This window comes from Pseudomonas sp. B21-021 (assembly GCF_024749205.1).
GTDB lineage: Bacteria > Pseudomonadota > Gammaproteobacteria > Pseudomonadales > Pseudomonadaceae > Aquipseudomonas > Aquipseudomonas paraglycinae.
In genome coordinates this window covers 2,161,676-2,176,459 of sequence record NZ_CP087192.1, presented here as the reverse complement: position 1 = coordinate 2,176,459, position 14,784 = coordinate 2,161,676, and the positions used below count along the sequence as shown (strand labels likewise).

The 14,784-nt window shown below is 64.4% G+C and carries 2 protein-coding genes (1 of these 2 running past the window's edge); both read right to left on the bottom strand.

The genetic code is table 11. From position 1 onward, the window contains the following. On the bottom strand, window positions 1-2,374 hold the start of the coding sequence (locus tag LOY31_RS09735) for a non-ribosomal peptide synthase/polyketide synthase (RefSeq protein ID WP_258713161.1). 11,174 nt of this gene lie to the left of the window's left edge; the window shows 2,374 of its 13,548 coding nt (coding positions 1-2,374); the start codon lies at window positions 2,372-2,374; the stop codon falls past the left edge of the window. Next, window positions 2,374-14,784, bottom strand: a complete 12,411-nt coding sequence (locus LOY31_RS09730; protein WP_258713160.1) for a non-ribosomal peptide synthetase — start codon at window positions 14,782-14,784, stop codon at window positions 2,374-2,376. Before LOY31_RS09730 ends, LOY31_RS09735 begins: the two co-directional genes overlap by 1 nt.

Here is a 14,784-nt window from a genome sequence, read left to right as displayed (position 1 = left end):
GCGCCAGCATGCGTTGCGCCAGTTCCTGGGGCAGCGCTTCACCGCCACACAGGAACGTGCGGCCGTCGAGAATCGCAGCGTGTTCGTTGTCCAGCAGCATGCGCCAGGTCGAGGGCGTGGCTTGCAGCATGGTCACGCCGTGGCGGGCGATCAGTTCGAGCACCGCTTGCGGATCCTGATGCACGTCCTTGCCGGTCAGCACCACGGCGGCGCCGGCCAGCAGCGGGCCGTAGATTTCCAGGCCGAAAATATCGAACGAGAAGGTGGTCAGCGACAGCATGCGATCCGCCGCAGCGATGCCCGGTTGCTCGACCATGCTCGCGACGAAGTTGCTCAGGGCTGCGTGGCGGACCATCACGCCTTTAGGCTTGCCGGTCGAGCCGGAGGTGTAAATCGTGTAGGCCAGATGCTCGCCGTTCACGGCCACGTCAGGCGCGGTGGTCGGGTACGCCGCGAGCCAGTCCTGCGGTTGATCCAGCAACACCGTGGCAAGGCCGGCCGGGATCGGCAGCAGCGTCTGCAAGTGCGCTTGAGTCAGCAGCAATTCGATGCCGCTGTCCTCGATCATGTAGGCCAGACGATCTTCCGGATACGCCGGGTCCAGCGGCACGTAGGCGCCGCCGGCCTTGAGGATCGCCAGCAGGCCAACGATCATTTCGACGCTGCGCTCGACCGCGATGCCGACCAGTCGATCCGGGCCGACGCCCAGCTCGATCAGCTTGTGCGCGAGCTGGTTGGCGCGGGCGTTCAACTCGCCGTAAGTCAACACGTCCTCGCCGATGATCAGCGCGGTGGCGTCAGGCGTTTTCTCGGCCTGCAAGGCGATGCGTTGCTGCACACATGGCGCTGGCGCTGCGTGATCGACCACGCGTTTCCAGTCCTGCAACAGCACTTGATGTTCGGTGGTTTCCAGCAGCGGCAGTTCGCCGACACGCTGGTTCGGCGCGGCGACGATGCCGTGCAGCAGGTTCAGCCAGTGGCGTGCCAGACGCTCGATGGTTTGCGGTTTGAACAGGTCGGTGGCGTAAGTCAGTTCCGCCGCCACACCTTCGCTGGATTCGTAGGTGCCGAGGGTCAGGTCGAACTGCGCGGTGCGGCCCTCCCAGACGATGTCCTCGACGCTCAGTTGCGGCAGTTGCACCTGGCTCTGACGCTGGGTCTGGTCGTTGACCGCCTGGTGGTTGTACATCACCTGAAACACCGGGCTGTGGCTCAGGCTGCGTTCCGGTTGCAGGGCTTCGATCAGTTGCTCGAACGGCAGGTCCTGGTGCGCTTGGGCCGCCATCGCCGATTGCTTGACCTGAGCCAGCAATTGATTGAACGGCAGTTGCCCGTGGACGTCCGCGCTCAGCACCTGGGTGTTGACGAAGAAGCCGATCAGGCCTTCGGTTTCCACCCGGTTGCGGTTGGCGGTCGGTACGCCGACGCGGATCTGCGACTGGCCGCTGTAGCGGTGCAGCAAGGCCTGGAACGACGCCAGCAGCACCATGAACAGACTCGCGCCTTCGCGCTGGGCCAGTTGTTTGAGGGCATCGCCCAGTGCGGTCGGCAGGTTCAGATCGAGGCGCGCGCCACGGAAGCTTTGCACCGCCGGGCGCGGATGATCGATCGGCAACTCCAGCACCGGCTGTTCGCCGCCGAGGGTGTCGATCCAGTATTTCAGTTGTCGCTCACGCTCGCCCGCCTCCAGCCAGTGACGCTGCCAGATCGCGTAGTCGGCGTATTGCACGTCCAGCGGCGGCAGGCTCAGGGACTGACCGCTAGTGTCGGCGGCGTAATGCTTGATCAGTTCGCCGACCAGCACTTGCATCGACCAGCCATCGGAGATGATGTGGTGCTGGATCAGCGCCAGCACGTAATCGTCTTCACCGACCTTGAGCAACGACACCCGCAGCAACGGGCCCTGTTGCAGATTGAACGGGCGCGCGGTTTCCTGATCGACGAAAGTCTTGATCGCAGCGTCGGCGTCCTGACCGGGCGCCAGCGTTTCGACCGTGATGCTCAGCGGCATCTGCGCGTGAACCTTCTGGCAGAAGGTTTCACCCTGCTCGACGAACGTGGTGCGCAGGCTTTCGTGGCGGGCAACCACGGCGTTGAAACTGCGCTCCAGCGCCGCGACATCCAGCCGGCCCTTCAACCGCAGGGCGCTGGGAATGTGATAGGCGGTGCTGTGCGGGTCCATCTGCCACAGGAACAACTGGCGTTCCTGGGCGTAGGACAGCGGGATCGCCTCGAAGCTTGAGCGAGTTTCCGGAATCGGCAGGTTGGCCGGCGAGACGCCCTCTTCGAGCATCTTTTCCAGGTAGAGCTTACGTTTGTCCAGCGGCAGAGTGATAAAGCGCTTGGCAATCCTCAAAGCAACACTCGTGTCCATCAGAACTCCTCCATATCGTCAAGCAGGGCTTCCAGCTTGTTCAGTTTCTGTTCGTTGATTGCCCCGCCTCCTGTATTGAGGTGAGCGACAAAGTCGCTCAGGACGGGGTGCTGGAATAGCAGTTGCGGCGTCAGCGTCAGGCCCAGTTCCAGGGCGATGCGCGACACGACATTGACCGCCAGCAGCGAGTGCCCGCCGAGTTCGAAGAAGTGATCGTTCAGACCGATGCGTTCCACGGTGAGCACTTGCTGCCAGATTGCCGCGACCTGTTGCTCAAGCTCCGATTGCGGCGCGACATACGCGGCCTGCATCTGGCTGGCATCCACCGCCGGCAGCGCCTTGCGGTCGAGCTTGCCGTTGGGGGTCAGGGGCAACTGCTCAAGGAACAGCAGGTGCGCGGGAATCATGTAGTCAGGTAACGAAGACTTGAGGCCAGTCTTTAGTCCGTCGCGCAGTTGGCGCTGCGCTTCACCGTCGTACACGTCCAGTTGTGGAGCGACCACGTAGGCCACCAGTTGCGCGCCACCCTCGGCCTCTACGGCCAGCACGGCTGCCTCGCTGATGCCCGGTTGCGCCAGCAGACGCGCTTCGATTTCGCCGAGTTCGATACGGAAACCACGGATTTTCACCTGATGGTCGATCCGGCCCATGTACTCCAACTCGCCGTCTTCGCGCTGACGAATCAGGTCGCCGGTGCGGTAGAGACGCTCGCCGTTGCGGGCGAACGGATTGGGCACGAACTTCTCGGCGGTCATCGCTGCTTTGCCCAGGTAACCGCGCGTGACACCGGCACCGGACAGGTACAGCTCGGCCGACACGCCGTGCGGCACCGCTTGCAGATCGGCATCGAGCAAGTGACTGGCGGAGTGATCCAGCGCCCGACCGATGCGTGCCTGACCACCGGCGGTGCGGCGGGTCCAGGTCGAGTAAGTGGTGTCTTCCGACGGGCCGTACAGGTCGTAGACATGCTCAACCGTCGACTGCTGATAAAGCGCGTCCACCAGCCCTTGCTTGAGCGGTTCGCCCGCCAGGTTGATGATCCGCACGCCCGGCGGAATCTGCCCGGCGCGCTGCAACGCGTTGATTGCCGACGGCACGGTGTTGATCAGGCGCACCTGATCCCGCGCCGACAGTTGCGGCAGTTCCAGCGCGTTGCGGGCGATGATCAGCGAGCCGCCGTTGGCCAGGGTCACAAACAGCTCCCACACCGACAGGTCGAAACACACCGAGGTCGAGGCCAGCACGCCTTGAATGTCTTCGCGGCGGTAGACCTTGGCCGACCAGTCGATCAGCGCCATGACGTTGCGATGGGCAATCGCCACGCCTTTCGGCTTGCCGGTGGAACCGGAGGTGTAGATCACGTAGGCGAGGTTGTCCGGGGTCACGGCGGTTTGCGGCGCATGAGCTGGGTAGCCGCCCAGCTCAACCTGATCCAGCAGCAACACTTGCGTGTCGGACGGCACGGTCAGTGTTGCCGCCAGTTCCTGTTCGGTCAGCAACACTCGCGCACGGCTGTCTTCGAGCATGTAGGCCACGCGGTCGGCCGGGTAATCCGGGTCCAGCGGCACGTAGGCGCCACCGGCCTTGAGCACCGCCAGCAGTGCAATCAGCAACTGCTCGGAACGCGGCAACGCCACGCCCACCCGCACTTCCGGGCCGACGCCGAGTTCGATCAACTTGTGCGCTATGCGGTTGGCCCGGGCGTCCAGTTCGGCGTAGGTCAGTTGCGTGTCGGCGAAGGTCACGGCCAGCGCATCCGGGCTCGCGGCGACCTGACGGGCAATGCGCTGGTGGACGCACAGTTCGGTGACGAAATCGGTGTGAACCGGCGCCGTCTCGATCAGGTGCAATTGGCTGAGCGAACGCTCGCCCGCCTCGGTCATCTGCTCAAGCAAGCGCTGCAAATGCGCGCCCAGTTGCGCCACGCCGACGTCGGCAAAACGGTCGCGCTGATAGCTGAAGTGCACCGACAGTTCGGCGCCCAGATGCACCAGCAGGGTCAGCGGGTAGTTGGTCTGCTCGTGGTTCTCCACCGGACCGAATCGCAAGCCCTGCGGCGCGCCTTGCTCCAGCGCTTCGGCAATCGGGTAGTTCTCGAACACCATCAGGCTGTCGAACAGCGCGTCACCGCCCTGCCCGGCCCAGCGCTGGATCTGCGCCAGCGGCGTGTGTTCGAACTCGCGCAGTGCAAGGTTCTGCGCCTGCACACCTTGCAACCAACTGGCCAGACTCTGCTGCGCTTGTGGCGCGGCGATCACCGGCAAGGTGTTGATGAACAGACCGACCTGCTGCTCGGCCCCCGGCAGGTCCGCCGGACGCCCGGCGACGGTGGCGCCGAACGCCACGCAATCCTTGCCGGTGTAGCGCTGCAACAGCAGCAGCCACGCGGCTTGCACCAGGGTGTTGACGGTGACTTTCGAGGCCCGGGCAAACTCGCCCAGACGCTGAGTCAGGCCGGCGTCCAGCACCTGGAAATGATCGCCATAACCGACGCTCGGCAAACCGGCACTCGGCCGCGCGATGGCATCGGCCAGACGCGTCGGCTCCTGCAGATTGCCCAGCGCCGCCAGCCAGTAGGCTTCGGCGGTCGCAGCGTCCTGACGCTGCAGCCAGGCGATGTAATCGCGGTAGCGCCCGGTCGGACGCGGCACCGCTTCGCCGCTGTAATGCTGCAACACTTCGCCGAGCAACTGCGCGCTGCTCCAGCCGTCCATCAGGATGTGATGGTTGGTGTAGATCAGGTGATGACGGTTTTCAGCGATGCGCACCAGCACCAGACGCAGCAACGGTGCGCGGGTCAGGTCGAGGCCTTGGGCACGCTCTTCATCGGCGAGTTTTTTCAGCGCGGCATCCAGGTCGGTCTGGCCATTCCAGTCGAGTACGCGGAACGGCACGTCGAGCTGGCGCTGCACCACTTGCACCGGTTGCTCCAGATCGCCCTGCCAGACGAAACCGGTGCGCAGGATGTCGTGAGCATCCACCACCGCTTGCCACGCCGCGCGGAAACGCTGCGGGTCGACGCCATCGACGTCCAGACGCATCTGGTTGATGTAGTCGCCGTTGCCGTGTTCGAGCAAGGTGTGGAACAGCATGCCCTGCTGCATCGGCGACAGCGGGTAGATGTCGTCGATGGTCTGTGGCTGCGGCGCCAGCACGTCGAGCTGGGCCTGGGTCAGGGTCGCCAGCGGGAAGTCCGACGGGGTCACGCCACGGTTGGCGCTGTCGCAGCAATGGGCGATCAGCGCGGTCAGTTCTTGCAGGTAATCGTCGGCCAGACGCTGGATGGTCGCCGGTTCGAACATCTCGCGGCTGAAGGTCCAGCTCAGGTCCAGCTCGCCGTTGAACACCTTGCCGTCGAGGGCCAGCGGGCTGCCCAGCGGGCCTTGCATATTCACTTCTTCGCCGCCGGATTCGCTGGTCGGCACGAACAGCGCTTCATCGCCGGCATCGAAACTGCCGTCGAACTGGCCCAGATAGTTGAAGGTCAGGCGCGGCGTCGGCAGCGCTTGCAGCGTGGCCCGGGCGTGATCATCGCCCAGGTGCGCCAGCGCACCGAAACCGATGCCTTTGTTCGGGATCGCCCGCAGCTGTTCCTTGATCTGTTTCAGCGAGGCGCCGAGGTCGGCGGTCGGGGTCAGTTTTGCCGGGAACAGGCTGGTGAACCAGCCCACGGTGCGGGTCAGGTCGACGTGGTCGAACAGGTCTTCACGACCGTGCCCTTCCAGTTGCACCAGCACATTGTCGTCACCGGTCCAGCGCACCATCACCCGCGCCAGGGCGGTCAGCAGCAGATCGTTAACCTGCGTGCGATAGGCCGCCGGGGCCTCTTGCAGCAGTTGACGGGTCAGGGTCTTGTCCAGCGGCGTGCGGATCGCCAGCGCCTGGCAATGTTGCTGGCCACCCTGAGGGTTGTCGCACGGCAACGCATTCGACGCGCCTTGCAGCTGTTGCTGCCAGAAGCCCAGTTCGGCTTGCAGCGGCGCGCTGCCGGCGTAGTCCTGCAACGCTTCGGTCCAGGCTTTCACGGCGCTGGTCTTGGCTGGCAGTTGCACCGCCGCCCCCGACTGGATCTGCCGATAAGCGCTTTGCAGGTCTTCGAACAGAATCCGCCACGACACGCCATCCACCACCAGGTGATGAACCACCAGCAGCAGGCGCTGGCTGCCATCGGCCAGATTCGCCAGCACCGCACGGATCAGCGAACCGCCGCTCAGTTGCAGGCTGCGCTGGGCCTGATTGCCCAGCACCTCAAGCGCCGCCAGATCGGCGACCTCGACTTGCCACAGCACGGTTTCACCGGCCTGGGTTTCGACGTCACGGTACTGCGCCGTCCAGCCCTGCGTTTGCTCGGCAAAGTCCAGGCGCAGGCTGTCGTGATGCACGACCAGCGCATTCAGTGCCTGCTCAAGCACAACAGCATCCAACGGCTGAGCCGTCTTGAGCATCACCGACTGGTTCCAGTGATGACGGTCGGGAATCGGCTGAGCGAAGAACCACTGATGAATCGGCAACAACGCGGTCTCACCGGTCACCGGTTGCTGATCGATCTGCTGCACCGGCTCGCCGGTCTGCACCACATTCGCCAACGCCTGAATGGTCTGGTGCTGGAACAGGTCTTTCGGGGTGAAGCGCAAACCGGCCTGACGGGCGCGGCTGACCACCTGGATCGAAATGATCGAATCGCCGCCCAGCTCGAAGAAGTTGTCGGTCAGGCCGACGCGTTCCAGCTTGAGCACGTCCTGCCAGATCGTCGCCAGTTGCTGCTCCAATGCGCTTTGCGGTGCCACGTAGGTTTGCTGCAACTGACTGACGTCAGGCTTCGGCAGGTTCTTGCGATCGAGTTTGCCATTCGGCGTCAGCGGCATGCGCTCGAGGGTCAGCACGTAAGCCGGGACCATGTGCGCCGGCAAGCTGGCCTTGAGTTGCGCCCGCAGTTGCTCGGCGAAATCCGCCTGTTGCGAGTCGCCGACCACGTACGCCACCAGCCGTTTGCTGCCAGCGCTTTCCTGGGCCACGACCACCGCTTCGCGCACGCCGTCGAGGGCTTGCAGGCTGGCTTCGATCTCGCCCAGTTCGATACGGAAACCACGGATCTTCACCTGGTTGTCGATGCGCTCCAGGTAGTCGAAAGTGCCGTCGGCGCGCTGGCGCACCAGGTCGCCGGTGCGGTACAGCACGCCACCGCTTTCGCTGAACGGATCCGCGACAAAGCGCTCGGCAGTCATCGCCGGACGATTCAGGTAACCACGGGCCACGCCTCTGCCACCCAGATACAGCTCGCCGGCCATGCCTTGCGGCAACAGGTTCAGATCGGCGTCTAGCACGTAGGCGCTGCGGTCGCCGATGCGGCTGCCGATCGGCGCATAGGCGGCGCCGCACGGCACATCGCGACCGGCCTTCCAGATCAGCGGCGTGACTACCGTTTCGGTCGGGCCGTAGCCGTTGATGATGTACTCCGGATTCAGCGCGCGTTTGACTCGCTCGAAACTCGCGTTCGGCACCGCATCGCCGCCGAAGCAGTAGATCCGCACCTTCGGCGGATTGCCCACGCGTTCGGCGTGCTCGGCCAGTTGTTGCAGGTACACCGGCGGGAACGCGACCACCGTCACGCCGTGCTCGATCATGGCGTTGTAGGTTTGCTCCGGCGTCCACAGGCTGTCGTCGCGGATCAGCAGCGAGCCACCGTGGGTCAGGCTGGTCAGCCAACGCTCATGGGCGCCGTCGAAGGCGAACGACATGAAGTGGAATTCGCAATCGCTGTCGCGCATTTCATAGCGCTCACCGATGGCCAGGCAGTGCATCGCCAGCGGCCCGTGGGTGACGCTGACGCCTTTCGGATTGCCGGTGGAACCGGAGGTGTAAATCACGTAGGCCAGATTGTCCGGATCGATCGTCACCAACGGCGCCTGCGCCGAATGGCCGCTGAGGTCGAGGCGATCCAGTTCCAGCACGCTCATGGCGTCGTCGATCGGCAGTTGCGCCGACACGCGGGAATCGGTCAGCAGCAGCGCCAGCCCGGAATCTTGCATCAGGTACGCCAGACGCTCGCGCGGGTAGCTGGTGTCCAGCGGCACATAGGCGCCGCCGGCCTTGAGCACCGCCAGCAAGGCAACGATCAGGCCTTCGCCGCGCGGCATCGCCACGCCGACCCGCACTTCGGCGCGCACGCCACGGGCCACCAGTTCATGGGCCAGACGGTTGGCCCGGGCATCCAGTTCGCCGTAGCTGTAATGCTTGCCATCGAAGATGACCGCCGTGCGATCCGGTTGCTGCGCGGCCAAGCGGGCGTAGCGCTGGTGCACGGCGATATCGGTCGGGTACGCCTGCGGATGGTTCTGCGCCTGTTGCCGCGCGTGTTCGTCGGCCGTGGCAAAAGCGATTTCACCGAGACGACGTTCGGCGGATTCGGCGAACTGTTCCAGCAGATGCAGCAACTGCGCGCTCAGGCGTTCGACGGTGGCGACGCTGAAATGCGCCTGGTCGAAGCTCATGTGCAGCGCCAGGGTTTCGCCCAGCGTCACGCCGAGGGTCAGCGGATAGTGGGTCTGATCCTGGTTGGCGACTTCGCCGAACACCACGCCCTGGGCGGTGCCGTGTTGCAGCGCTTCGGAAATCGGGAAGTTCTCGAACACCAGCAGCGTGTCGAACAGCGACTCGCCGCCCTGCCCGGCCCAGCGCTGAATGCTCGCCAGCGGCGTGTGTTCGAACTCGCGCAGCGACAGGTTCTGCGCCTGCACCGCCGCCAGCCACGCGGCCACGGTCTGGTCCGGACGACTGCCGGCGATCACCGGCAAGGTGTTGATGAACAGACCGACCTGCTGCTCGATCCCCACCAGTTCCGCCGGACGCCCGGCCACGGTGGTGCCGAACGCCACGCAGGCGCTGCCGGTGTAGCGCTGCAACAGCAACAGCCACGCGGCTTGCACCAGGGTGTTGACGGTGACTTTCTGCTCACGGGCAAACGCATTCAAACGACGGGTGCGCGACGCATCGAGGTCGTAGTGCTTGAGCAGATGACCGACTTCACTGCGCACCTCGCCACCGCCAGCAGCGGCCTGCGCCAGCACGGTCGGCTCGTGGAAATCCGCCAGTTGTTGCAGCCAGAACGCTTCGCTGACCGCCGCGTCCTGACGTTGCAGCCACTGGATGTAATCCGAGTAGCGGCTGACCGGACGCGGTGGTTGCTGGCCGGCGTAACGTTGCAGGACTTCGCCGAGCATCTGCGCGCTGCTCCAGCCGTCCATCAGGATGTGATGGTTGGTGAAGATCAGGTGATGACGCTGGTCGCTGATGCGAATCAGGGTCACGCGCAGCAGCCCGGCCTGGGTCAGGTCGAAACCTTCGGCCAGATCGGCGGAGGTGAAATCCTTGAGGGCTTGGGCGATGTCGCTGCGCTCGCGCCAGTCGAGCAGCGTGTACGGCAGCGCCAGTTGGCGATGGATGATTTGCAGTTGTTCCTGCAATTCGCCCTGCCAGATAAAGCCGCTGCGCAGAATGTCGTGAGCGTCCATGGTCGCTTGCCACGCCGCGCGGAAACGCTCGGGATCGAGGCCCTCGACATCGACGCACAACTGGTTGATGTAAGTGCCGGTGCCCTGTTCGTACAAGGTGTGGAACAGCATGCCCTGCTGCATCGGCGACAGCGGATAGATGTCTTCGATGCCGGCGGCCGGCACCGGGATCGCGTCCAGTTGCGCCTGATCGATATGCGCCAGAGGGAAGTCCGACGGCGTCACGCCCATCGAATCCGCGTCGCAGCAATGGCTGATCAACGCTTGCAGTTCACGCTCGTAGTCTTCAGCCAGACGGGCAATGGTCGCCTCGTTGAACTGCTCGCAGCTGAAGGTCCAGCGCAGATCCAGTTCGCCGTCGTAGACCTGGCCTTCGACGCCCAGCCAGTTGTCCAGCGGCGCGTCGAGGCTTTGCTCGAGCCCGGCGCTTTCACCGGCCGGGCTGAACAGCGCACCGTCCTCGGCATCGAAGCTGCCGTCGAACTGGCCGAGGTAGTTGAAGGTGATACGCGGCATCGCCAGCGCCTTGAGGCTGGCCTGGGTGGACGCGTCGCCGAGATGGCGCAGCACACCGAAACCGATGCCTTTGTTCGGAATGGCGCGCAGTTGTTCCTTGATCTGCTTGATCGCTGCCGCGACGGAATCCGCCGGGGTCAGGCGCACCGGGAACAGGCTGGTGAACCAGCCGACGGTGCGGGTCAGGTCGACGTCGTCGAACAGGTCTTCGCGGCCGTGGCCTTCCAGCTGAATCAGGGTGTCGGCGTGGCCGGTCCAGCGGCTGATGACTCGCGCCAGCGCGGTCAGCAACAGATCGTTGACCTGCGTGCGGTAAGCCGCCGGGGCCTGTTGCAGCAATTGCTGGGTGAAAGTCTTGTCGAGGCGGCTGTGCAGCACCAGGGCGTGACGACTTTGCAGACTGCCTTGCGGGTTGTCGCAGGGCAGATCCAGTGCCGCGCCATCGAGTTGTTGCTTCCAGAATCCGAGTTCGGCCTGCAGCGCTTCGGTCGCGGCATAGGCTTGCAGATGCTCGCCCCAGGCCTTGTAGGCGCTGGTTTTCGCCGGCAGCTTGATGGCGGTTTTTTGCGCAGCCTGTTGATAAGCCAGTTGCAGGTCTTCCAGCAGAATCCGCCACGAAACACCGTCCACCACCAGGTGATGCACCGCCAGCAGCAGACGCTGACTGCCATCGGCGACGGTCGCCAGCACCGCGCGCAGCAGCGGGCCGTTTTGCAGGTTCAGGCTTTGCTGGGCCTTGGCGTACAGCGCTTGCAGTTCGCTGTCGGCCAGCTTGTCGGCGGTCCACAACAGTTCCGGATCGTGCGCAATTGGCGCGACTTCGCCACGCCAGCCTTCGGCGCTTTCGACGAAGCGCGAACGCAGGCCGTCGTGATGCGCGATCAACGCGTTCAGCGCTTGCAACAGTGCCTCGGCGTTCAGGGTTTGATGGCTGCGCAGCAGCACCGCCTGGTTCCAGTGGTGGCGCTGGGGAATCGGGTCTTCGAAGAACACTTGCTGGATCGGCAGCAACGGCAGCTCGCCGGTGACCGGGCCCTGATCGATGCTTACGCCACCGCTGCCCTGCTGCGCCACGCTGGCCAGACCTTGCACGGTCTGGTGCTGGAACAGGTCGCGGGGGCTGAAATGAATCCCGGCCTGACGCGAGCGGCTGACCACCTGAATCGAGATGATCGAGTCGCCGCCCAGCTCGAAGAAGTTATCGGTGAGGCCGACCTGTTCGAGCTTGAGCACGTCCTGCCAGATGCCGGCGATTTTCTGTTCCAGCTCGCTGCGCGGCGCGACGAACGCCTGCTGCATCTGGCTGGCGTCCGGCGCTGGCAGGGCCTTGCGGTCCAGTTTGCCGTTCGGGCTCAGGGGCAGTTCGGCGAGGAACAACAGCTGCGTCGGCACCATGTAGTCCGGCAGGCTGTCCTTGAGCTGCGCCTTGATCGCTTCACGCGCCGTGCCTTGCTCATCGGCGTTCGCTGCAACCACCGATGCCTGCTTCGGCACCACGTAGGCCACCAGTTGCAGGCTGCTGCCGCCCTGCACCGCCAGCACCACGGCTTCGCTGACGTCGTTCAGTTCCAGCAGGCGCGCTTCGACTTCGCCCAGCTCGATACGGAAACCACGGATCTTCACTTGATGGTCAACGCGGCCGACGTATTCGATCTGGCCGAGGGCGTTGTAACGCGCCAGGTCGCCGGTGCGGTACAGGCGCGCGCCGCTGGTGGAAAACGGATCGGGAATGAAGCGTTCGGCAGTCAGATCGGCGCGCTGGAAGTAACCGCGTGCGAGCAATTCACCACCGATCAACAGTTCACCGACCACACCGACCGGGGTCGGTTGGCCGTCAGCATCCAGCAGATAAGTGTGACGGCCCGGCAGCGGCTGGCCGATCGGCAGGGTCAGCGGCAACGGCTGACGACCGAACACGTAGTCGCTGCAATCGAGGGTGGTCGCTGTGACGGTGGCTTCGGTCGGGCCGTAGGTGTTGAGCAATTTGACGTGTTCCAGCCCGGCCTGACGCCAGGCCTGCACGCCTTCCGGCGGCATCGCTTCACCGCCGCTGTGCACCTGACGCAGCGCCGCGTAATCACGCGGGCCGGCGGCGGCGAATTCCTTGGCGATCATGTTCCAGTAAGCGGTGGTCAGGTCCATGACCGTGATGCCGTGTTCAACAATGTTCCGGTACAGGGTTTCGCTGTCCCACACTTCGTTACCGCGCAGCACCACCGAGGCGCCGCAGGTCAGCGGGCCGAACAGCTGCTCGCCGAAGGCATCGAAGTTGAAGGTCGCAAATTGCAGCGCGCAATCGGCGGCGCTCAGGTCGTAGTAATGCTGCGAGGCGAACGCGTGTTTGCTCAGGGCACCGTGGCTGATGCCGACGCCTTTCGGGCGACCGGTGGAGCCGGAGGTGAACATCACGTAGGCCAGGTTGTCAGCCCACACGGTGCGTTGCGGGTTGCTTTCGTCGGTGTGGGCCCTGACTTCGGCCTGATCCAGGCACAGACTCTGGACGTTCTGCGGCACCGGCAAACGGTCGAGCAAATGGCTTTGGGTCAGCAGCAAACGGCTGCCGCTGTCTTCGATCATGCACAACAGGCGATCACGCGGGTATTGCGGATCCAGCGGCACATACGCGCCACCGGCCTTGAGCACGGCGAGAATCGCGACGATCAGTTCCAATCCACGATCCACCGCCACGCCCACCAGCACGTCCGGGCCTACACCTTGCGCCAGCAGCGTGCGCGCCAGGCGATTGGCCCGGGCGTTGAGCTGGGCGTAAGTCAATCGCTGGCCGTCGAAAATCAGCGCGACGGCATCGGGTGTCAGTTCAGCCTGAGCTTCGAACAGTTGATGCACCGGGCGCTCGCTCGGCCACTGGGTATCGTGGCGGCCCCACTTCTGAGTCAGTTGTTCCAGCTCGGTCGTTTCCAGCAGCGCGATGTCACCGACACGCTGCTGCGGATCGCTGACGAGGCTGCGCAGCAAGTTCGTCCAGTGGCGCGCCATGCGCTCGATGGTTTCAGGCTCGAACAGATCCGTGGCGTAGGTGAACGCCGCGTGCAGTTGCCCGCCCTTCTCGTAGGTATCCAGGCTCAGGTCAAACTGGGTGCTGCGGCTTTCCCACTCGATGACGCCCAGCTCCAGACCGCTGCCGACCTTGAGCGTGGTGACATCAGCGACTTCCGGCTGGTGGTTGTACATCACCTGGAACAGCGGGTTGTAGCTGAGGCTGCGCTCCAGTTTCAGCGCCTCGACCAGACGCTCGAACGGCAAGTCCTGATGGGCCTGGGCGCCGAGAGCGGTTTCCTTGAGGTCACGCAGCAGATCGGCGATCGAGGTCTGGCCGTCCAGCTCGACGCGCAGCACCTGAGTGTTAACGAAGAAGCCGATCAGCCCTTCGATTTCCCGGCGGTTGCGGTTGGCGATCGGCACGCCGACGCGCAGGTCGGTCTGACCGGTGTAACGGTGCAGCAGAATATTGAAGGTACCGAGCAACAGCATGAACAGCGTCACGCCGTGCTGACGGGCGACGCCGCGCAATTGCTCGACCAGTGCAGCGTCCACCACGCTTTCCAGACGCTGGCCCTGATTGCTCGGCAGCACCGGACGCGGGTGATCCACCGGCAACTCCAGCACCGGGTGTTCGTCGCCCATCTGCGCCAGCCAGTAGTCGAGTTGACGCTGCTGTTCGCCGGCTTCCAGCCAGCGGCGCTGCCACAGGGCGTAGTCGCTGTATTGCACCGCCAGCGGCGGCAGTTCGGCAGCGCGGCCCTGATCGTGGGCGTCATAGAAGCGGCAGAACTCGTCGATCAACACATTCATCGACCAGCCATCGGAGACGATGTGGTGCAGGGTCAGCAGCAGCACATGTTCCTGCTCGGCCAGTTGCAACAGGCGCACCCGCAGCAGCGGGCCGTTGGCCAGGTCGAACGGCAGCAGCGATTGCTCCTGCGCAGCGGCGGCTACTCGGGCTTCACGTTCGGCGGCGGGCAAATAGCTGAGATCGATGCGCTGGATGTCCAGCGGTTGTTGCAGCGGCACTTGCAGCAGGCTGTCGTCAGGCTGCTGCTGGAACACCGTGCGCAGGGTTTCGTGACGCTCGATGAGGCTGGCGAAGGCTTGCTCCAGCGCGGCCTGATTCAGGCGACCGGTCAGGCGCACCGCCGCCGGCAGGTTGTAGGCGCCGCTCTGCGGGTCCAGATGCCAGAGGAACCACATACGTTGCTGGGCATAAGACAGCGCCTGCCGATCCTCGGCCTCGACGCCTGCGGGAATCGGGAACCGGGAAAAATCCACCCCTTCTTTCGCCAGGGCAGCCAGGAACATCTGGCGCTTTTCCAGGGGCAACCCGATAAACCGGCGAGCGAGTTTCAAGGAGTCTTCTGCATTCAT